Below are 21,115 nucleotides of genomic sequence, written 5' to 3'. Positions count from 1 at the left end.
GACGGAATCAGGACGCATGGAAGAACCCCCGCCCGCCGACCGGCGCGCGCTCTCGATCCGGGACATCGCCCGGTTGGCTGGCGTGTCGCGGCAGACGGTGTCGCGGGTGCTCAACGGCGAGCGCTACATCAAGCCGTCCACCGAGGCACAGGTCCGCAAGGTGATCGACGAGCACTCGTGGCGGCCCAACAGCGCTGCACGCGCACTGGCGACCGCGCGCTCGAGAACGATCGGCCTGCTCGTGTCCGCCCGCTCCCACTACGGTCCCTTCAGCGCCGCGGCCGCCATCGACGAGGCGGCACGGAACCGCGGATACGCCATCGTGACCGCGACGCTCGCCCGGGAGGACGACGAGAGCATCGAGGCCGCACTCGACGCCTTCGTCGCGCAGGGTGTGGAGGGGGTGGTGGTGATCGCGCCCCAGCAGCGTGCCCATGAGGCCCTCCAGCGCGTCACGGTGCGGATGCCTCTCGTCAGCCTGCACTGGGAGAGTGCCGACGACGGGCATGTCGCGGCACTCGACCAGATGGCCGGCGCCCGCCTCGCCACCCGGCACCTCATCGAACTCGGCCACACGCGCATCCGCCACCTCGCCGGGCCGCAGGACTGGAAGGAGGCCGAGGACCGGATGAACGGGTTCCTCGCCGAGCTCTCCGACCACGACCTGCCGATCACCGCCCCGATCCTGGGCGACTGGACAGCGGACCTCGGCTACGAGGTCGGGCTCAAGATCCTGCAGCAACCCGACTTCTCCGCCGTCTTCGCGTCGAACGACCAGATGGCTCTCGGCCTGATCCATGCCGCGGCGGACCTCGGCCTCTCGGTGCCGGAGCAGCTCAGCATCGTCGGGTTCGACGACATCCCGGAGGCACGGCACTACTCGCCGCCGCTCACGACCGTCCGGCAGGACTTCGACTCACTCGGCACGCGCGCGATCACCGTGCTGCTCGCGCAGATCGAGGGCACCGGCGACTCACCGGCGGACGAGCTCCCGGTTCCCGAGTTGGTCATCCGTTCGAGCACGGCTCCCCCGCGCGCGCCGTGATCCGATCAGGCCGACCCGAGGACGTCCCGCGTCCGGCGGGACTCGATCGCGCGGGGATGAGCCGGGCCGCCGGTCGCCGCACCGGCGCACAGCCCGGTGTGCCCGGCACACAGCCCGGTGTGCCCGGCACACAGCCCGGAATGGGAGAAGCCTCAGACGGAAGGGGGCGAGACGGGGCCTCCTCGCAGCCCCGTCTGCCACCGTCGTCCCGTGACCCCCGCCCGACCTCTGCCCCGGTGGCGCCGGCAACGTCGGAGCCGCATGATCGCTCTCGCCCTGATCCTCGCGGGGTTCACGGTGCTCGCCGGCTGGAACCTCGCTCGCGGCGGCGACTTCGACTTCTACGCCGCGTCCGCCCGTTCCATGTCCGAGTCCCTGCGCGCGCTGGCCTTCGGCGCCTTCGACCCGGCGGCGACCGTCACGCTCGACAAGCTGAGCGGGTTCGCCGTCCCCCAAGCCGCCTCGGTCGCGCTGTTCGGCATGTCCACCTCGGCGCTCGCCCTCCCGCAGCTGATCGAAGGCGTCATCGCCGTGTGGGCCGTGTCGCTCATCGGCCTGCGCTGGGCAGGTCCGCGGGTGGGCCTCCTGGCGGCCGCCTGCGCCGCGAGCACGCCGATCTTCGTCTCGATGTTCGGGCACCCCATGGAGGACGGGCTGCTCACGATGGCACTCGCCCTGGCGCTGCTCTGGTGGCAGCGCGGTCTGCTGAGCGGTCGGGTGTGGCCGATGCTCGTCGCCGGGCTGTTCGTGGGCGTGGGATTCCAGGCGAAGATGATGCAAGCCTGGTTCATCCTGCCCGCGCTCGTGGTCGGAACCCTGTGCGCCGGTGCCGTCACACGCGCACGCCGACGCCGCGCGCTTGCGGCGTGTGCCGCTCTCGTCGCGAGCGCCGTAGCGGCCTCTCTCGCGTGGATCACGGCCATCGCGCTCACTCCCGCGGCCGGCCGACCGTTCATCGACGGCTCCGTGAACGACAACGTCTTCGCGATGGTCTTCGGCTACAACGGCATCGACCGCCTGCTCCCGGGCGCCGTGCCGGGGGCCGTCGGCGCCCTCCACTCCGCGCCGGGCGGCCACGGCGGCGTCCTCCCCGCCCTCATCGCCCCCGGGGGACGGGTGTCCGCGGGCGGTTTCGCCAAGCTGCTCTCGCCGGAGTACGCGACCCAGATCGGCTGGCTCTATCCGGCGGCGATCGCCGGGGCGGTGCTCGTGTTCGTGCGGTGGGGGCCGAGACGGCGGCGGACGGGCTGCCACGGCCGGGCGGCGTTCGCCGTCGGACTCGGGCTCGTCGCCTGGTGCGCGACGGCGGCCGCGGTCCTGTCCGTCATCCATCTCCCCCACACGGCGTACGTCGCCGCGATCGGTGTGCAGCTCGCCCTGCTCGCCGCGATCGGATGGTGTGAGCTCATCCGTCTCGCGCTCCACGGCACCGGCGCCGCACGGCTCGCTCTGCCCGGCGTGGTGCTCGCGCAATCCGGCTGGACGGTGGCACTGGCCGCGGACGGCTCCGAACCCGCCGCGCTGTTCGCGGCAGCGGGGGTACTGCTCCTGCTCGGCATCGCGGCCGGCATCGTCCTCGTCGTGCCGTCGCTGCGACGCCTCGTGCTCCGGCGCCCGCGCGGCCGTCCCGTGCTGCCCCTGCTGGTCGCGCTCGCCCTCGTGTCGGGCCAGGCCTCCTTCAGCCTCCAAGCGCTGGACGCGGCTCGCGACGGTTCGGGAGGCGACGCCTCCGTCGGCGTCCGGCTTCCCGTGCCGTCATCGATGGACACGGGGTTCCGCATCTCGGCACCTGCGGTCGTCGGAGGCCATTCGACCCTCTCCCGGCAGCAGCAGGAGGTCGTCGACCTGGCGCGCGCGGAAGGCGGTGGAGCCGCGGGAGGACCCCTCATGCTGACGGATTCGTGGTCCCTGTCTGCCGCCGTGATCTCCCGCACCGGCACCAGTGTGCTGACCGACGGCGGGTACTCCGGGTCGGTCCCGGTCTTCACGGCGAGCGCGATCCGCGGGATGATCGCGTCCGGGGAGGTGCGGGTGCTGGTGGTCGCACAGGGCGGGCACGCAACGGACGCCGTCCGCTCCGTCGCGCTGTCGGGAGAGTGCCGCTTCGTCCGGGCGTTCCACGACGTCGTGTCGGGGACGTTCCACCGGCGCCCGTCGCCGACGGACCTGTACCGCTGCAGACCTCCCGTCGATGCCGCCCGGCATTCGGGTGACGGCGGGCTCTGATCGACGGCCGCCCTTCGCGCGCACGCACAGACCCCTTCGTCTACGCGCTCGAGGACCGGTGACCGGGAGCCGAGTCCTGACCCAGGCGGGCGACAAGCCCGGGTTCGTGATGGCGAACGCGCACGACCCGCGCTGCCCCTTCCACGCGCCGCCACCTTCACGAGCAGATCCGCGTCACCCGGTGATGGTGTGGGACTCCGCGATCTGCGCGATCCGCTCCAGCCCTCTCGACCCAGCCGAAACCTGACGGAAACCCTGCGCGCCTATCCTGACCACATGGAAGGTCCAGACGAGTCCGGCGCAGCGGAGTGGAAACGCTTCGGCGAAGGCTCCGTCGAGCGGCTGATGCTAGCCGCGCTCGGCGACCGGCTCGGAACGTCCTTGCGCCCCCGCCAGCTGCTGCTCGCCGGGGGCGTCCGCGTCGAGGTCGAGGGCATGGATGCCGCGGGCGCGATCGTGGTGCAACTGGTCGCGAACCAGGGCTCCTACAGGTCGTCCTACCGCAACAAGGTGATGGCCGACATGTTCAAGCTCCTCTGGCTGCGCGCCGCGGCCCCGAAGGTCGAGCGAGCGGCGGTCGTGGTGAGCGCGGTCACCGCCCGCGCGCTCAACGGGTGGGTGGCCGTCGCGGCGGCGGATCTCGGCGTCGAGGTGTACCTGTTCGACGGCACCACGGTCGTCCCTCTCCACGCTCAGAGTTAACACGCACGCAATCTTCGGGCGCGGTCGCCGAAACATTGCCCGGATATCGTTGGGTCATATCAAGCGGACTCCGCGTGGCAGACATCGAACTCGCCACGCACGCTCTCCGCCATCTGGGAACGGGCCTGTGGGTCCGTGCACGGCATGGAGGGTGTGAAGAGTGACGCCAGCGGTAGAGCTGACCTCGGTCGGCAAAGTCTACGGGTACGGACCTTCTGCGATGGTCGCGCTGAACGACGTCGACCTGTCCATCGAGCCGGGACGGTTCGTCAGCCTCATCGGCCCGAGCGGATGCGGAAAGTCGACGCTGCTGCGCATCGTCGCCGGGCTCGAGTCGGCCGGTCGTGGCGAGGTCCGCGTCCACGACGTGACACCCGGCGAGGCGGGCGCGGCGAAGCTGATCGGGCTCGTGCCGCAGACCCCGGCGCTGCTGCCGTGGCTGACGGTGCTGCAGAACGTGACCCTGCCGCAGAAGATCAACCCGGGGGCCGCCAAGCGGCGCCAGCGCATCGGCGACCTCGCCGAGCGCGGCGGCGGCGACCAGTCCCCCGACATGCTCGAGCTGCTCGACCGGGCCGGGCTGGCGGATGCCGCCCACAAGCTCCCCGCCCAGCTCTCCGGCGGCATGCAGCAGCGTGCGGCGATCGTGCGGGCCTTCGGCCTTCAGCCGGATGTCCTCCTGATGGACGAGCCGTTCTCCGCTCTCGACGAGTTCACCCGCGAGAGCCTCCAGGACCAGCTCCTCGACCTGTGGGACGAGCTGAAGACCACGGTCCTGTTCGTCACGCACTCGGTCTCCGAGGCCGTCCGGATGTCCGACACCGTCGTCGTGATGGCGCCGCGTCCGGGGCGCATCGTCGACGTGATCGACATCGACCTGCCGCGGCCGCGCAACCAGAAGCTGTTCGAGGACCGCCGTTTCCACGAATACGAAGACCTGATCAGGGATCGCTTGCACTCCGCGTGGCGATCGACGGACGCGGCGTAGGAGGTCACGAGATGAGCGTCGCAACAGAACGGGCCGCCGTGTCCCACTCGCTTCCGGAGGGCGTCCCCGCCGAGCCCTCGCGGTTCAGCCTCAAGCACCCGAAGTCGCGGCTGGCGTGGATCCGGCCCACGGTGTGGCTGCCGCTGGTCGTCATGCTCGCCCTCCTCGCCGGGCTCTGGCAGTGGGGCGCCGCATCCATGCCCTACCTGCTCCCCCCGCTTCAGGCGATCGGCGACTCCCTGGCCGGCAACATCGGCTACTACCTCGGCAACGCCCTCATCACCCTGGGCGAGGCGACGGCCGGGCTGGCGATCGGCTTCGTCGCCGCGTTCGTCGTCGCCGTGCTGATCAGTGAGCTGCCGGTGGCGCGCAGGGCGATCATGCCGATCGCGGTCGTGCTCAACGTCACGCCGCTGGTGGCGATCGCGCCGGCCCTCGTCGTCGCGTTCGGCTTCGGCCCGCTGCCGAAGCTCATCATCACCGCGCTGATCTGCTTCTTCCCCATCCTCATCAACACCGCGGTCGGCCTCCGGTCGGTGCCGCAGCAGGTGATGCAGGTGTACAAGACGATGGATGCATCCCGCCTGGAGATGCTCGTCCACCTCCGCATCCCCAACGCGCTGCCGTACATCTTCGCGGCCCTGCGGATCGTCTTCCCGCTGTCGATCATCGGCGCGGTCGTCGCCGAGCTCTCCGCCTCCGGGTCGACGGGCGGTCTCGGCACGGCCATCAGCGTCGCGTCGTCGATGAACCAGCTCGCCGTGGTCTACGCGGCCATCTTCGTCCTCGCGGTCATGGGCGTCCTCCTGCTCGCCCTCATCACCCTGATCGAGCGTCGCGTCCTGCACTGGCACGAGAGCTCGACCGACTGAGCGAGGGCGCTCCCGCCCTCCTCGCGCTCCTCCCACCTGTCGCCGACCGGCGACCAGGCCCACCCCTGCCATCGCGCACCCCTGCACCACCCCATCCCCCGAAGGAGTGACCCATGCAGCACCGTCTCATCAAGGCCGGTCTCGCGTCCCTCACCGCCGTCGTCCTGACGCTCGGTGTCGCCGCGTGCAGTTCCGGCTCCCCCGCAGACTCCGCGTCGTCCGGCAAGGCCATCTCGGCCGAGCGCTGCGCCGAGAACAAGAAGGCCGGCACGATCACGTACCTCTCCGGCTACCAGTTCCAGTCGTCCGCCTCGATCCTGGAGTACGTCGCCGCCAGCAAGCTCGGCTACTTCGACGACCTGTGCCTGAACGTGCAGCTGAAGCCCGGGACCGGCGACACCGCCCAGAACACGAAGCTGCTGGCCAGCGGGCAGGCGTCTGTCTCCGCCATCTCCCAGCAGGACCTCATCCAGGCGCGGGCCAACGGCATCGACATCGAGGGGATCTCGTCGTACTCGAACGCGGGCCTCGACATCCTGATGACCAACCCCGACATCACCGACCTCAAGCAGCTGGATGGCAAGGTCGTCGGCCACAAGGGCTACGTCCCCGCCGCGGTCGAGGCGATGATGGTCAAGGCCGGCGTCGACTGGAAGTCGCTCACCCTGGTCAAGGAGGGCTACGACCCCTCGGTGCTGCCGCGCAAGCAGGACGGCCTCGCCGCCCTCACCGGCTTCATCTCCAACGAGCCCAACCAGCTCAAGGCGGCCGGCGACAAGGTCACGGTCTGGCAGCCGGTCACGTACGGAATCCCCAGCTCGCTCGGCGCGATGGCGGTCAACCCGGCCTTCGCCAAAGCCCACCCGACCGCGGTGCAGGACATCCTCCGCGCCGCACTGCACGCCTACGACTACTGCAGTTCCAGCGATGCGAACACCGAGAAGTGCGTCGGCTTCGCGGCCGACCTCTCCGGCGGCGCCACGTACGACAAGAAGCTCAACGCGACCATCTGGAAGACCGAGACCAAGGTCGTCGCCGACAACCCCACCCCCGGCCAGCCGCTCGGCGGGATGGACGAGTCCAACGTGACGAAGCTCGTCGACATGCTGCACCAGTTCCAGATCGTCCCGGACAGCGTGACCGGCGAGACGGCGCAGAAGTGGTTCGACGACTCCTACATCAAGGCCATCTACAAGGGCGACACGCTCATCTGGCCCGCACCGTAAGCCCCACCACCGAACGCAGCGAAAGGCCCTCAATGCCCGCGAAAGACTATGGGATCTTCCTCCCGATCGGAAACGGCGGCTGGATGCTCTCCACCACCGCACCCCACCCCGAAGCCACGTACTCCTGGAACAAGCGTGCGGCCCTCCACGCCGAGGAGATCGGCCTCGACTTCATCATGTCGATGGCGAAGTGGCGCGGCTTCGGCGGCACGACCGATCACTGGGGCCGCTCGCTGGAGTCGATGACCATGATGTCGGCGCTGGCCGAGGCCACGGAGCGGGTGAAGATCTGGGCCACCATGCACGCCAACGTGCACAACCCGGCGATCGCGGCGAAGATGTACGCCACGCTGCAGGACGTCTCCGGAGGCCGGGCGGGCATGAACATCGTCAACGGCGCCTACGCCGGGGAGTTCGAGCAGTTCGGCATCTGGGACCCCGCGCTCAGCCACGCCGACCGGTACACGATGACGGAGCTGTGGACGGAGGCCGTCACCCGGCTCTGGTCGGAGGACTCCGTCACCATGCACACCCCGTACTTCGACCTGGTCGACTGCGAGTCGCGGCCGCACCCGTCGGCCACGCCGACCATCATCAGCGCGGGCAAGTCGGAGGCCGCCCGCGCCTTCCAGGCGCGCTTCGCCGACGGGGCCTTCCTCGCCGGCGACAGCCTGGAGGAGATGAAGGAGCTCTCCGCCGACGTCCACGCCAGAGCCGCGGCGAACGGCCGCGCCTGCAAGACATACTCCATGCTCACCGTCGTCCAGGACGAGACGGATGCGCTCGCCGAGGCGAAGGTGAAGCAGTGGGGCGCCGGTGTCGACCGGGAGGCGCTGGCGAACATGCGCGCGTCGTGGGGCGTGCCGGAGGACCAGGCCCGCGCCTGGGCCTCCGGCGCGGTCGGCGAGGCGGCGTTCCAGACCGCGTATGTCGCAGGCTCCGCGCAGACGGTGACCGAGCACATCCAGTACATCGTTGGCGAGGCCGACCTCGACGGCCTCATGCTGATCTTCCCCGAGTACGACCAGGACATGGTCCTGTTCGGCGAGACCGTGCTCCCGGCCCTGCGCGCGCACGACGCGGGCGGTGACCGGTGAGCGACCTCCGCGACGCGCAGCTCGCGCAGCTGACCCGGCCCGGGAGCGTCCCGGCCCTTGTCGTGGTGGACGTGCAGCGCGACTTCGGCGACCCGGCCGCGCTCGGCGCCTACGGACTGACGGACGAGGTCGTCGCCGAGCTCGACGCCACCGTGACCCGCATCGGTGCGCTCGTGGACTCCGCTCGCGCACTGGGCGTCCCGGTCGTGTGGGTGGAGCTCGGCAGCGACCCGGCCCGTCCGTGGCGGTCGAGCAACTGGCTGCGCGAGGGTGACTACGACGCACCCATGGGACCCACCGAGCCCTGCATCGTCGGCACCCCCGGCGCGGAGTGGTACCGGATGCAGCCCGCGGAGGGCGAGCTCCGCGTCGTCAAGCGCGGCTACAGCGGCTTCCTCGGCACCGACCTCGACGAGCGGATGCGCGCCGCCGGGTACGACTGGCTCACGATCGTGGGTCTCACCAGCGAATGCTGCGTCGACGCGACCGCGCAGGACGCCATGCAGCTCGACTGGCCGGTCGTGGTGCCGACGGATGCGACGGCCGCGTACGACCTCGCCGTCAACGAGGCCGCGCTCGTGCAGTTGGAGCTCAACGTCGCGGTCCTCTCGGACACCGACGAGGTCGTCTCCCTCTGGAAGCAGGTGACCGTTTGAGCGGCATGCACATCGCCTACGACCTTTCCTTCACGCACACCGAGGGCCGCTGGGCGCAGCCCGGGTCGTGGGTCGGGCGGCAGTTCCCCGACGTGCGCATGTATCTGGAGGTGGCCCGCACCGCCGAGCGCGCCGGCGTCGACATGCTGTTCTTCGGCGACGGCTCCGGGATCCCGAGCACCTGGCGGGGCAGCATCGACCCGGCGGTCGAGTGGGGCATCCAATGGCCCCGGCAGGACATGTCGCCGGTCATCGCCGCCATGTCGACGGTGACGGAGAGCATCGGCTTCGGGCTCACCTACTCGTCGACGTTCATGCACCCCTTCTACGTCGCCCGCCTCCTCAACTCGCTGGACCACGTCACCGGCGGCCGGATCGCCTTCAACGTGGTCGCCTCCAGCCGCGGTGCGGATGCGGCGAACTACGGCTACGCGCAGCTGGTCGACCACGACCTGCGATACGAGCGGATGGAGGAGTTCATCCACGTCTGCCGCGCGCTGTGGGACTCGGTGGCCCCGGACGCGATCGAGCGCGACCCGGCGACCGGCCGGTTCGCCGACCCGTCGAAAGTGCATCCGATCGACCACGACGGCCGATTCTTCACCGTCAAGGGCCCGCTCGCCTCCGTGCCGAGCCCGCAGGTGCATCCTGTGATCGTGCAGGCGGGCAACTCGCCGCGCGGCATCGCCGGGTCGGCCGCGTTCGCCGACCTGGTCTTCGGGTTCGGCGGCAGCATCGCCGGCCAGCAGCGCCACCGTCGCATGCTCGACGAGGCGCTCACCGCAGAGGGGCGCGATCCGGCGCACGTCGGCATCCTCTGGGCGACGCAGGCCATCGTCGGCCGCACCGCTGCGGAGGCGGCGGCGCGGAGGGATGCGGTGCTCGAGTTCTGGACGGAGGAGGCCATCGGCACGATGCTCTCGCACAACTCCGGGTACGACTTCTCGACGCTGCCCGACTCGTTCCGGCTGGGCGAGCTGCGGGACGAGATCGTCGCGTCCCAGGCGAGCCCCGGCGGTTTCGTCGGCGCGCTCGTCGCGGAGTTCGGCGAGGACTACACGATCGGCCGGACCGAGTTCTTCGAGCACGGCTTCGAGGCCGCCAGCGGTCTCGACCACACCGTCGTCGGCGATGCCGCCACCGTGGCCGACGCCCTGGAGGAGAACTTCGCCCAGACCGGCTCGCGCGGCGGCTACATGCTCTCGAGCCCCCTCTCGATGCCGTCCGGTCTCGCCGACCTGAGCGAGCTGCTCGTCCCGGAGCTGCGCCGCCGCGGTGCCCTCGCGCCGCAGTACCCCGGCTCGACGCTCCGCGAGAACCTGGCGGTCTGAGGTGGGTGGCGCCGTGCGACGATCGACGCGGGATTGGCTCGCTCTGTCCAGCCTCTGCCTCGGCTTCTTCATGCTGCTGCTGGACAGCACGATAACGTCGGTCGCCCTGCCCGCACTGATCGCCGAGCTCGGAACGACCGCGACCTTCGCGATCTGGGTCAACAGCGGCTACTTGATCGCGTACGCGGTGCCCCTGCTGATCGCCGGAAGGCTGGGCGACCGGTTCGGCCGCCGGCGCATCTACCTCATCGGGCTCGCCGCGTTCACCGTCGGTTCCGTGCTGTGCGCGCTGGCGCACGATGTCGGCTCGCTGATCGGCTGGCGCGTCGCGCAGGGCGTCGGAGCCGCGCTCATGACGCCGCAATGCCTGACGATCATCCGTACCCTGTTCGCCCCGCCACGGCTCGCGGTCGCGCTCGGGATCTGGGGTGCGGTCGGCGGCGCCGCCACTGCCGCCGGTCCGATCCTGGGAGGCTTGCTCGTCGGGGCGGCTGGCTGGCCGTCGATCTTCTGGGTCAACCTGCCGATCGGTCTGGTCGCCGCGGCGGCCGTGCTGGTCTGGGTGCCGGTGTCGGAGCGGCAGCCCGCGCGCATCCCGCTCTGGGCGATGGCGGGCAACGCCCTCGGCGTCGCCGCGCTGGTCCTCGGCATCCAGGGCACCGACGCCGCCTCCGCCTCCGTCGCGAACGTCCCGCGCTGGCTTCTGGTCGTGCTCGGCGCCGCGATCGTCGTGACCGTGGTGTGGCTGCAGCGCCGCTCGGGCGATCGCGCGCTGCTGCCGACGTCCCTGTTTCGTAGCAACGGCTTCGTCACCGCATCGTGGGGCGCCGCGGCGGCCGCCTTCTGCGTCGGCTCCGCGCCGATCCCGCTGATGCTGGCGCTGCAGGAGGACCGGGGGCTGGATGTGGTGACCTCCTCGCTGGTCCTGGTCCCGATGGGGGTGGTGTGCCTGTTCGCGGCTCCCGTCTCGGCCCGGCTGAACAACACCGTCGGGCTACGCACGGTCGCCGTCATCGGCGGGATCGCGCTCGTGCTGTCGATCGGCGGCACCTCCGCGCTGGTCTGGGCGGAAGCGCCGCTCTGGACCATCGCCGCGGTGTTCGCACTGTTCGGGATCGCGAACTCCTTCATCTGGTCGCCGTTCTCCATCGCTACCGTCAGCGCTGTCCCACGATCGTCGATCGGCGCCGCCTCCGGGGCCTTCAATGCGATGAAGCAGCTGGGCGCCGTGCTCGGCAGCGCTGCGACCGCCGTCGTGCTGGCGTGGACGGGTAATGCTGCCGCACTGGCCGCGCTCGCGCTCGTGGCCGTGCTGAGCATCGTCGCCGCAGTGCTCCTCGGCGCGCATCCAGCGGATGCCCACGACGACGGTCGGCGCGGCGTCCTCGTCGGCACCGTCGTCGGCGGCGCAGGCGCCGGCGTCGGCCTCGGCTTCCCGACCGCGAACATCGACCTGGAAGAGCCCGGCACCCGGCCCGCCGACGGCGTCTACATCGGTGGCTTCCGCTCCCAGTCGTGGAGAAAGCCGCTGCCTGCCCTGATCTCCATCGGGACGAACGACACCTTCCCCGGCCGCGCGCACACGGTCGAGGTGCACGTGCTGGACTTCGTCGGCGACCTCTACGGGCACCGCGCCGAGGTGACCGCAGATCGGCTCCTCCGCGACCAGAAGACCTTCGCGAGTCCCGACGAACTGGCCGAGGCCATGCGGCAGGACGAGCGGGAGGCCCGCTCTCTGCTTGCCGCAGCCCGGAACCCACACGAAAGGAATGTCTCCTGATGTTCACTGCCGCCGTCATCGTGGGCAACCCCACGCCGCAGTCGCGCACTCGGGACGCCGCCGAGCGCCTCGCCGCCGTCCTCGGCGCGAGCGCGACGACCATCGAGGTCTCCGAACTCGGCCCGCGTCTCCTGGGTTTTGGGGACCCGGTCGTCGCCGAAGCCGTCGCCAGAGTGCAGGATGCAGATCTGGTCGTCGCCGCCTCTCCCACCTACAAGGGCACGTACACCGGTCTGCTGAAGCTCTTCCTCGACCAGTTCGCCACCGGCACCGGCCTCGCCGACCAGGTCGGCGTGCCTCTCATGCTCGGCGCCGGCCCGGCGCATGCGCTCGCCCCCGAGCTCACCCTCAAGCCCGTGCTGGTCGAGCTCGGCGCCATCTGCCCCGCCCAGGGGCTCTACCAGCTCGACTCCCGCTACGCCGAGGAGGGCGCGCTCGACAAATGGGTGGACGCCTGGGCGCCCGCGATCCACGCCTCTCTGCGGATGGATCGGTCGCGATGACGATGACGCACGACTTCACCTCGGATCCCGAGCAGATGCGCGCGGCCTTCGCCGGCTTCCCCTCCGGCGTCGCCGCCCTCGCCGCCATGATCGGGGAGGAGCCGGTCGTGATGATCACCTCCTCTTTCTCGGTCGGCGTCTCCTTCGACCCGCCGATGGTCTCCTTCGCGGCGCAGCGCAGTTCGACGACCTGGCCCGACCTCGCGGCAGCAGCGGCGATCGGTGTCTCGGTCCTCGGCGAGGACCACGCGGGACAGACGAGACAGCTCGCCTCCCGCGACAAGCGGAACCGTCTCCGCGGCGTCCGCAAGGCCGAACTGCCCTCCGGCGCGGTGTTCCTGGAAGGTTCTCCCACCTGGCTCGAGTGCACCGTCGAGCACAGCTACCCGGCGGGCGACCACGACATCATCGTCCTGCGCGTGCTCTCGATGATGAGCGACGAGCTGCCGACGCCGATCGTCTGGCACCAGCGGAAGGTGAAGGTGCTGTCAGAGAGGCGGGAGTGACCGAGGTGCTGTCGCTGACTCCTCCGACGGCACGGAGCGCCTGGCGTCCCGCGGAGGTCGAGAACCCGCACGAGCCCCGACGTCGACGCGTCAGTCGCCGGTGCGACGATCGGTGACCTGGGCGAGCAGTGGATGACTGCACAGAGCAACCTCACGCCGTCATCGGTGGCTGCGCTGGAGTCTGCGTGGCGCCCACACGAGCGCCGACCAGGAAACACGACACCTCGGTGAGAGTCGACACAGTGACGTCCAGCGGTGGGTCGAAACCGATCTTGCCTTTCCCCGCCCGAGAAACGAGAAAGCCCCCGGAACCGTAGGATTCCGGGGGTCTTGTAGCGAGGGCGGGACTCGAACCCGCGACACCACGATTATGAGCCGTGTGCTCTAACCACCTGAGCTACCCCGCCGCGGCCTCCCGTCGACGGACGGGGAGACAGAGCCCCCTGTGGGAATCGGACCCACTACCTCTTCCTTACCAAGGAAGTGCTCTACCAATGAGCTAAGGGGGCGAAGCCGGTCCTGGCCGGAAGGCCCGAACGATTTTGGCAACCGTACGAGGATACCATCACCGCGGGGGTGCTTCCGACCATCGCGGACCCGGCCGACGTGCGCCGGCTCAGGCGCCAGGGGCGGCCTCCGAAGCGGTGTCGAGGGCGGCGATCTCGTCGCCGGTGAGCTCGAGGGTGACGGACGCCAGGAGGTCGGGCAACTGGTCGAGGGTGCGGGCGCTCGCGATCGGCGCCGTGACGGTCGGCTGGGCCGCGAGCCAGGCGAGCGAGACCGTTGCGACCGAGACGCCGTGTGCGGCGGCGACCTCGTCCAGCGCTCCGAGCACCGCGCGTCCGGTGTCGTCGAGGTACTTGGCGGCACCGGCCGCCCGGGCGCTGTCCACAGCCACACCGTCGCGGTACTTGCCCGTCAGGAACCCCGCAGCCAGGGCGAAGTAGGGGAAGACGCCGAGGTTCTCGCGCTCGGCGATCGGACGGTAGTTCTGCTCGTAGGAGCGCTCCACGAGGTTGTAGTGCGGCTGGAGCGCGACCGCACGGTGCAGACCCTCGGCCTCGGTGATGCGGAACCACTCCTCGATGCGCTCGGGGCTGTAGTTGGAGATGCCGATGTAACGCACCTTGCCGGCGTCGACCAGGCCGGAAAGAGCGGCGACGGTCTCCTCCAGCGGAACGGTCTCGTCGTCGAAGTGCGCGTAATAGAGGTCGATGTACTCGCTGCCGAGGCGCTCGAGGGAGGCGTCGGCGGCGCGACGGATGTTGTCGGCGGCGAGTCCCCTGAAGTCGGGGTGCTGGCTCACCTTCGTCGCCAGCACGACGTCCTCGCGGTTGCCCCGCGCGTCGAACCACCGGCCCAGGATGCGCTCGGAGTCGCCACCGGTGTTGCCCGGCACCCACGCCGAGTAGCCGTCGGCCGTGTCGACGAAGTTGCCGCCCGCGGCGACGTACGCGTCGAGCACCGCGAACGAGGTGTCCGCGTCCGCGGTCCAGCCGAAGACGTTGCCGCCCAGCGAGAGCGGGTAGACGTCGAGGTCGGAGGTTCCGATCGTGCGACGGGGTGCAGTCATAGAAGGTCTCTCCCAGTTCATGAGTCTGTCGTTCCGGTCCCTTCACGCTAACGCGGACGACCGGCCGAAATTCCGGGAGCGGATGAAGATGTGGAAAGGTTGCAGCGCGGCCCTACTGTGGAGGAATGGATGTCGCCGCCGCCCCGCCGCTCTCGGCCGACTGTGCGAGCTGCGCCGGCCTGTGCTGCGTCGCGCTGGCGTTCGCCCGTTCGGCGGACTTCGCGGTCGACAAAGCCGCGGGCGACCCCTGCGACAACCTCGACGACGGTTTCCGCTGTCGCATCCATCCGCACCTCCGGGAGAGCGGCTTCAAGGGATGCACGGTGTTCGACTGCTTCGGAGCCGGTCAGCACGTGACGCAGCACACCTTCGGCGGGGCGACCTGGCGCGACGGCGGCGACGTGCGCGACGGGATGTTCGCCGTGTTCCCGATCGTCCGCCAGCTGCACGAGCTGCTCTGGTACCTGCGCCAGGCGCTCGGCATGCCGGCCGCCGAGCGACTCCACGCGCGTCTGCGTGCAGCCGAGCGCGCGGTCCGCGCGGCCGCCGACGACTCTCCCGACCGTATCCGCGCGCTCGACGTGGACGCCCTGCGGGCGCCCGCCGCTGAGCTGCTCCGCGAGTCCGCGCGCCTGACCAGGGAGGCCGCGACCAGGCGGCCGCCCGCAACGCGCCCCGGGACGGCTCCCGGTGCCCGTGCCCGCGTCGCCCGCTCCCGCCTGCGCCCCGGCGCCGACCTCCTCGGCGCCGACCTGCGCGGCGCCGACCTGCGCGCGACCGAGCTGCGCGGGGCGCTCCTCATCGCGGCCGACCTCCGTGGCACCGATCTCGCGTTCGCCGAGCTCCTCGGCGCGGATCTGCGGGATGCACGCCTCGACGGCGCCGACCTCCGCGACGCGCTCTACCTCACCCAGGCCCAGGTCAACGCGGCCTCCGGCGATGCGCGCACGCGTCTCCCGGCCGGGTTGGAACGGCCCTCGCACTGGCGTAAGTGAGATTTATTCGACAAACGGCGTCATGATCCGCGCCCGGCGCGGTCTCTCAGGCGCGGGAAGGCACCCGAGCCTCCCCGTCTGATCGCAAGGAAGCCCGATGCCCGTCTACAGAACCGTCCTCGCCGCACTGGGGGTTGCGGCGCTCACCCTCGTCCCCGTCCTGGCCGCCGACGAGGCCCGCGCCGCCGACCTCGACGTCGTCACGTCCCTCACCATCTCCTCGCCGGATCCCGCCGACCCGACCGTGCCGCTCACCGTCGGCCAGATGTTCCGGGTGGACGTCGCCTGGTCGCTGCCCGCCGCCGCGGCCCCCGGAGACACGTTCTCGGTGTCGTTCCCCTCCCCCGTCCATGGCTACGCGTCCTCCTTCACGCTCACCGACGCCGCCGGAGCCGAGGTCGGAACCTGCACCGTCGACTCCGACTCCTTCCACTGCACGCTCGGCGACTACGCCGCGACACACACCGGTATCACCGGCACGCTGTTCTTCTACGCCAGCGCCGTCCAGACCTCCGGCGGCACGCTGCTGTTCCAGTCGTCGAACGGCACGGTCTACCACGTCACCGTCCCCGGCGGCGGGATCGGGGAGGGCACAGGCTCCCCGGCGACCCAGCCGCCGACCACGCTGGCGAAAGGCGGCTGGCAGAACGCGGACGGCACGCTCGGCTGGCTGATCTACCTGCCGGGAAGTCAGCTCCTCCACGACGGCGCGGAGGTCACGGTCACCGACACCTACGACGCGCGCCTGTCGCTCGTCCCCGGCTCCCTCTCGGTCCTCCGCGTGGCGGACGCCGACTGGAACGGCGGCGACTGGTCCGGCTCCGCCGTCCCGCTCGCCGAGGGCACGGGTGCCGGCGCCTACACCGTCGGCTCGACCCCTCCGTCGTTCACGCTGACCGTCCACGCGCCCGACCCGCAGAGCACCTACGTCGTCCTCTACCAGCTCAGCGTCCCCGCCGGCACAGCCGACGGGACCGTTTTCGCCAACACGGTCCGCGGCGACGGCGTCGGATCCGACGAGGCGTCCGTCGCGTACGTCTCCGCGGGCGGAGCCGCGAGCGGAGAGACGACGCGCGAACTCGCCGTCACCAAGCGCGTCGCGGGAGACGGCGTCGCACCGACCGGCGGGTTCCCGATCACCGTCGCCTGCACGCTCGGTGGCGCCCCGGTCGCGGGCTACCCGGCCAGCGCCTCCATCGCGGCCGACGAGACCCACGTCTTCCCCCGTGTGCCCGTGGGTGCCCAGTGCGCAGTGAGCGAGACCGACTCCCGCGGCGCGACATCGATCGCCTACTCGCCTGCCGCTTCGATCACGGTTCCCGAAGGCGACGACCCGATCGGGGTGACGGTCACGAACACCTACGCCGCGACCCCCGTCGTTCCCGGCAGCGGAACCGGCACTCCGCCGCCGAGCGGTGCCCCGTCGGCCACCCCGACTCCCGCACCCGGGCCGGCGGACGCAGGCGCCACCTCCCTGCCGACGACCGGAGCGCTCGCGCACACCGGCTCCACCGCGTCCCCCGTTCTCGCCGCGGCCGCAGCGCTGGCCCTCCTGGCAGGCCTCTCCCTGCTCGGGGCGCGACGCCTTCGCATCGGCCGGGAACGCCAGGGCGAGCGCCCCGGGCAGGCCGGCTGACGCCGGTGCGGGTCCGCATCGTCCTGCGATCCGGACCCGCACTCGGGAGCCCGCACCCTGGAAACGCTTGCATCCCGCCGAGGCGCCGCGACTAGACTCGTCCCGGTCGCGCGTCCGGTCGCGGCCTCTCGGACCGCGGAAGGGGTGCGATGCCCGGCATCGACGACGTCGCGCGCCTCGCCGGCGTCTCGACCGCCACGGTCTCCCGCGCACTGAGCGGCAACGGTCCCGTCTCCGAGCGCACGCGAGCCCGCGTCGCCGACGCGGCCGCCGCGCTCGGCTACGTCGTCTCCTCTGACGCGTCCAGCCTCGCGTCGGGCCGCACACGCAACATCGGCGTGGTGGTCCCGCGCCTCAACCGCTGGTTCTTCACCGCCGTCATCGAGGGTGCGGAGCGCGAGCTCCTGCGGCGCGGCTACGACCTCACGCTCTACAACCTCAGCGGGGACGGCGAGGAGCGGCGCCGTGTCTTCGACCATCACCTGCTGCGCAACAGGGTCGATGCGGTGATCGCCGTCGCGCTCGCCCTGGACGAGGACGAGGTGAGCCGGCTGCTCTCCCTCGGCAAGCCGATCGCCGGTGTCGGAGGGCCGCTGCCCGGGGCGAGTGCGATCACGATCGACGACGTCGCCGTGGCGCGAGTCGCCACCGAGCACCTCCTCTCCCTCGGGCACCGGCGCATCGCCCACGTGGGGGGCAGCGAGGAGTACGACCTCGAGTTCCACACCCCGGGCAATCGCCGGCTCGGCTACGAGTCGGCGCTGCGCGACGCCGGCATCACCCCCGACCCGTCGCTCTTCCGCGGCTCCGACTTCACCATTCCCGGGGGCCACGCCGCGGCGATCGAGCTGCTCGCCGGCGCCGACGAGCGCCCCACCGCCGTCTTCGCCGCCTCCGACGAGATGGCGATCGGGTGCATCCTCGCGGCACGGGAGCTCGGCCTCACCGTGCCGGGCGACCTCTCCGTCATCGGAGTCGACGACCATCCCCTCGCCGCGTTCTTCGGGCTGAGCACCATCGCCCAGTACCCGGAACGCCAGGGCGAGGAGGCCGTCGAGCTGCTGGTGCAGAGCATCGAGGACGTGCGCCGCCGCTCCGGCCCCCGCGGGTCCGCGACCGCCGGCCGCCGCACGGACGCGGGAACGGCCGCTCCCGTGACCGTCCCCGTCTCCACCGACCTGGTGGTGCGCGCCAGCACGTCCGCGCCCGATCCCGCCCTGCAAGCCCTGTCAGCCGACAGCCCGAACGAGAGGTGACCACCATCGCCGCCACGACCCCCGGCCCTTCCTCCTCCCTCGCCCCCAGCTCCCCGGGACGCGAGTGGTGGCGCTCCGCCGTCATCTACCAGGTCTATCCGCGCTCGTTCGCGGATGCCGACGGCGACGGGATCGGCGACCTGCCGGGCATCACGCACCGCCTTCCCGCCCTGCGCTCCCTCGGTGTGGACGCGGTCTGGCTGTCGCCGTTCCAGACCTCGCCGCAGCGCGATGCCGGGTACGACGTCGCCGACTACCGCGACGTCGACCCGCTCTTCGGCACGCTCGCCGACTTCGACACGATGCTCGAGACCGCCCACGAGCTGGGCCTGCGCGTCATCATCGACATCGTCCCCAACCACTCCTCCAGCGACCACGTGTGGTTCCAGGAGGCCCTGGCCGCCGGGCCGGGGAGCGAGGAGCGCGGGCGCTACCTCTTCCGCGACGGGAAAGGCGAGCACGGCGAGCTCCCCCCGAACAACTGGGAGTCGATCTTCGGCGGAGCCGCCTGGACCCGCATCGAGGAGGCCGACGGCACCCCGGGCCAGTGGTACCTGCACCTGTTCGACAAGTCCCAGCCGGACTTCGACTGGACCAACCCGTGGGTGCGCGAGCAGTTCCGCGGCATCCTGCGCTTCTGGCTCGACCGCGGCGTCGACGGTTTCCGTGTGGATGTCGCCCACGGCATGATCAAGGAGGCCGGCCTCCCCGACTACACGCCGCCCGAGAACGTGGGCAGCATGGGCGGCGGCGCGGGCTCGGTCACGCTCGAGCCGGCCATCGAGGGCCACGCGGGCGACGAGCCCGCCACCCCGCCGTACTTCGCCCAGGACGGCGTGCACGACATCTACCGCGACTGGCACCGGGTGCTGGCGGAGTACGAGGGCGACCGCGTGCTCTGCGGCGAGGCCTGGGTCGAGCCCCTGGAGAAGCTCGTGCGCTGGGTGCGCCCGGACGAGATGCAGCAGACCTTCAACTTCGGCTACCTCGAGACCCCCTGGAACGCGGCGGCCCTCCGCACGGTGATCGACCGCTCGATCGCCGTCTTCGGCAGTGTGGGCGCGCCGAGCACGTGGGTGCTGTCGAATCACGACGTCGTGCGCCACGCGACCCGCCTGGCCCTCACCGGTGAGAACCTGCAGGGGCACGGCATCGGCCCGAAGACCACGGGGCTGCCCGACCCGGCCTTCGCGCTCAACCGCGCGCGGGCCGCCACGGCGCTCATGCTCGCCCTGCCCGGCTCCGCCTACCTCTACAACGGCGAGGAGCTCGGCCTTCCGGAGGCCATCGACCTGCCCGATGACGCCCGGCAGGACCCGACGTGGTTCCGCACGAACGGCGAGCGGTACGGCCGCGACGGCTGCCGCGTCCCGATCCCGTGGGAGGGCGCGGACCCGTCGTACGGGTTCGGCCCGGGCGCGCGGAGCTGGCTGCCGCAGCCCGCCTCGTGGGCGGCCTACACGCGCTCCTCACAGGAGGGTGTGCCGGGATCGACGCTGACCATGTACCAGGAGGCGCTGGCGGCCCGCCGGGCCCACGACCTCGCGTTCGGCGAGCTGGAGTGGTTCGACCTCGGCCCGGACACGCTCGCCTTCCGGTCGGGCGAGGTCACCGTCGTGGCCAACTTCCGCGAGGAGCCGCTGGAGCTGCCCGCCGGCGACGTGCTGCTGTCGAGCGGTCGGCTCGACGGGCGCAGCCTCCCGCAGGACACCACGGCCTGGCTGGTCTGACGCGATCGGACGGTGAAGCGACGGGCCGGTCGGTTCAGGACGCGTTGGCCTTCAGCCATGCGTAGGGGTCGACCGGCTCCGTCCCGTTGAGGCGGATCTCCAGGTGGAGGTGCGCACCCGTGGAGACGCCGGTGTTGCCGACCTTGCCGACCGTGTCCGCGACTCTCACGACCTGTCCCACCTGCACCCGCACCGAGCCGCGCTGCATGTGGCAGTACTTGCTGCTCACGAGGGCACCGGCGATCATGTGGTCGATCGTGACGTTGACCCCGCAGCCGCCGTTGTCGCCGAGCACGACCTCCCGCACCACGCCGTCGGCGATGATCTGGATGGGCACGCCCTCACCCGGCGTGAAGTCGACGCCGAGGTGATTCGTGGAGGCACCGGCGGTCGGGGCCGCGCGCGGCCCGAAGTACGACGAGATGGGGACGCCCACAGGGAACGGCCACTGGACGGCTCCGCGCGGGTTGTTGGTGAACGTGTCGGCGATGCGCATCGAGCGCACCGCGGCGAGCTGCTCGGCGGCGATGACCTCCGGGCTCTCGCGGTCGACCACGGCGCTGCGGTCGGACTCGACGCGGTCGAGCGCCTGCACCTCGCCCTGGCCGGCGACCGGGAAGGCTTCGGCGATCGCCTTCGCCCGCACCTGATCCTCGGTCAGCAGCGCCATCGCCGGAAGGGAGGTGGCCACGCCGATGCCGAGCACCGCGAACATCGCGACGAGGCTGACGCCGCGGCCGCGCTTGCCCTGCGGCGGGCGGGACTCCGGGGCCGTGGGAGCGGCGGGACGGCGAACCGCACGGGGGCGCCTCCGCCCGGCTTCGCGGGCCTCCCGGATCGCCCGGCGGGTCAGCGGCGCGTCCGGCTCTGGCTGGCCGGCGCGGAGGTCGGTTGTCGGGCGCACTCGACCAAAAGTAACAAATCGATAAACATCATGCCAGTCGAGAGGCGACTGCCGGGCGCGCGCAGACGCGCACGCCGGCGCGGACGGCT

18 protein-coding genes and 2 tRNA genes are annotated in these 21,115 nt (G+C 71.3%); 16 read left to right on the top strand and 4 right to left on the bottom strand.

All coding sequences use genetic code 11. The features are described from left to right. Positions 1-16: 16 nt before the first annotated feature. From LLS1_RS16150 to LLS1_RS16095, 12 genes are all read left to right on the top strand, one after another. Positions 17-1,045, top strand: a complete 1,029-nt coding sequence (locus tag LLS1_RS16150) for a LacI family DNA-binding transcriptional regulator (RefSeq protein ID WP_226657128.1) — start codon at positions 17-19, stop codon at positions 1,043-1,045. A 261-nt stretch (positions 1,046-1,306) separates the two neighbouring features. After that, positions 1,307-3,271, top strand: coding sequence for a glycosyltransferase family 39 protein (locus LLS1_RS16145; RefSeq protein ID WP_226657126.1), 1,965 nt, complete (start codon positions 1,307-1,309; stop codon positions 3,269-3,271). Positions 3,272-3,547: 276 nt separating this feature from the next. Then, on the top strand, positions 3,548-3,973 hold the full coding sequence (locus tag LLS1_RS16140; RefSeq protein WP_226657125.1) for a hypothetical protein: 426 nt from the start codon (positions 3,548-3,550) through the stop codon (positions 3,971-3,973). A 160-nt stretch (positions 3,974-4,133) separates the two neighbouring features. After that, positions 4,134-4,961 (top strand): ABC transporter ATP-binding protein, encoded by an 828-nt coding sequence (locus LLS1_RS16135; protein ID WP_226657123.1) that lies wholly within the window; start codon positions 4,134-4,136, stop codon positions 4,959-4,961. A gap of 11 nt (positions 4,962-4,972) precedes the next feature. After that, positions 4,973-5,833, top strand: coding sequence for an ABC transporter permease (locus LLS1_RS16130; protein WP_226657121.1), 861 nt, complete (start codon positions 4,973-4,975; stop codon positions 5,831-5,833). A gap of 113 nt (positions 5,834-5,946) precedes the next feature. Then, entirely contained in the window at positions 5,947-7,059 is a 1,113-nt protein-coding gene (locus tag LLS1_RS16125; RefSeq protein ID WP_226657119.1) for an ABC transporter substrate-binding protein, read from the top strand. A gap of 32 nt (positions 7,060-7,091) precedes the next feature. After that, on the top strand, positions 7,092-8,156 hold the full coding sequence (locus LLS1_RS16120; protein ID WP_226657117.1) for an LLM class flavin-dependent oxidoreductase: 1,065 nt from the start codon (positions 7,092-7,094) through the stop codon (positions 8,154-8,156). Further along, positions 8,153-8,812: a cysteine hydrolase family protein gene (locus tag LLS1_RS16115; protein ID WP_226657115.1), complete on the top strand. Its 660-nt coding sequence runs from the start codon at positions 8,153-8,155 to the stop codon at positions 8,810-8,812. Before LLS1_RS16120 ends, LLS1_RS16115 begins: the two co-directional genes overlap by 4 nt. Before the next feature lie 5 nt (positions 8,813-8,817). Continuing rightward, positions 8,818-10,143 carry an NtaA/DmoA family FMN-dependent monooxygenase gene (locus LLS1_RS16110; RefSeq protein ID WP_226657220.1) on the top strand — a complete coding sequence of 442 codons (1,326 nt, stop codon included), beginning with the start codon at positions 8,818-8,820 and terminating at the stop codon, positions 10,141-10,143. 13 nt (positions 10,144-10,156) lie between these two features. Then, complete coding sequence (locus LLS1_RS16105) at positions 10,157-11,923, top strand: MDR family MFS transporter (protein WP_226657113.1); 1,767 nt, start codon at positions 10,157-10,159, stop codon at positions 11,921-11,923. Continuing rightward, positions 11,923-12,426 (top strand): NADPH-dependent FMN reductase, encoded by a 504-nt coding sequence (locus LLS1_RS16100; protein WP_226657111.1) that lies wholly within the window; start codon positions 11,923-11,925, stop codon positions 12,424-12,426. Before LLS1_RS16105 ends, LLS1_RS16100 begins: the two co-directional genes overlap by 1 nt. Continuing rightward, positions 12,423-12,932: a flavin reductase family protein gene (locus LLS1_RS16095; RefSeq protein ID WP_226657109.1), complete on the top strand. Its 510-nt coding sequence runs from the start codon at positions 12,423-12,425 to the stop codon at positions 12,930-12,932. The genes LLS1_RS16100 and LLS1_RS16095 overlap by 4 nt, the downstream gene beginning before the upstream one ends. 333 nt (positions 12,933-13,265) lie before the next feature. On the opposite strand, the gene LLS1_RS16090 is transcribed toward LLS1_RS16095, so the two are convergent. From LLS1_RS16090 to LLS1_RS16080, 3 genes are all read right to left on the bottom strand, one after another. Continuing rightward, positions 13,266-13,339: transfer RNA gene (locus LLS1_RS16090), tRNA-Met, on the bottom strand. 30 nt (positions 13,340-13,369) lie between these two features. Then, positions 13,370-13,441, bottom strand: a tRNA-Thr gene (locus LLS1_RS16085). A 107-nt stretch (positions 13,442-13,548) separates the two neighbouring features. Further along, entirely contained in the window at positions 13,549-14,505 is a 957-nt protein-coding gene (locus LLS1_RS16080; RefSeq protein ID WP_226657108.1) for an aldo/keto reductase, read from the bottom strand. A gap of 125 nt (positions 14,506-14,630) precedes the next feature. On the opposite strand from LLS1_RS16080, the gene LLS1_RS16075 reads away from it, so the two are divergent. The 4 genes from LLS1_RS16075 (at position 14,631) to LLS1_RS16060 (ending at position 20,122) form a co-directional block, all read left to right on the top strand. Further along, a complete protein-coding gene (locus LLS1_RS16075; RefSeq protein WP_226657106.1) occupies positions 14,631-15,500 on the top strand; it encodes a pentapeptide repeat-containing protein in 870 nt (289 codons plus the stop codon). 97 nt (positions 15,501-15,597) lie between these two features. Continuing rightward, on the top strand, positions 15,598-17,136 hold the full coding sequence (locus LLS1_RS16070; protein ID WP_226657104.1) for a DUF5979 domain-containing protein: 1,539 nt from the start codon (positions 15,598-15,600) through the stop codon (positions 17,134-17,136). A gap of 149 nt (positions 17,137-17,285) precedes the next feature. Then, positions 17,286-18,392 (top strand): LacI family DNA-binding transcriptional regulator, encoded by a 1,107-nt coding sequence (locus LLS1_RS16065; protein WP_226657102.1) that lies wholly within the window; start codon positions 17,286-17,288, stop codon positions 18,390-18,392. Further along, positions 18,389-20,122: a glycoside hydrolase family 13 protein gene (locus tag LLS1_RS16060; protein WP_226657100.1), complete on the top strand. Its 1,734-nt coding sequence runs from the start codon at positions 18,389-18,391 to the stop codon at positions 20,120-20,122. Before LLS1_RS16065 ends, LLS1_RS16060 begins: the two co-directional genes overlap by 4 nt. A gap of 34 nt (positions 20,123-20,156) precedes the next feature. Here the strand turns inward: LLS1_RS16060 and LLS1_RS16055 are convergent, their stop codons facing one another. Further along, positions 20,157-21,026: a M23 family metallopeptidase gene (locus tag LLS1_RS16055; RefSeq protein WP_226657098.1), complete on the bottom strand. Its 870-nt coding sequence runs from the start codon at positions 21,024-21,026 to the stop codon at positions 20,157-20,159. Positions 21,027-21,115: the final 89 nt, after the last annotated feature.

The organism is Leifsonia sp. LS1, from assembly GCF_020521355.1.
Lineage (GTDB): Bacteria > Actinomycetota > Actinomycetes > Actinomycetales > Microbacteriaceae > Leifsonia.
Note: the sequence above shows the minus strand (reverse complement) of the source record. Positions and strands in the feature narration are given on the sequence as shown.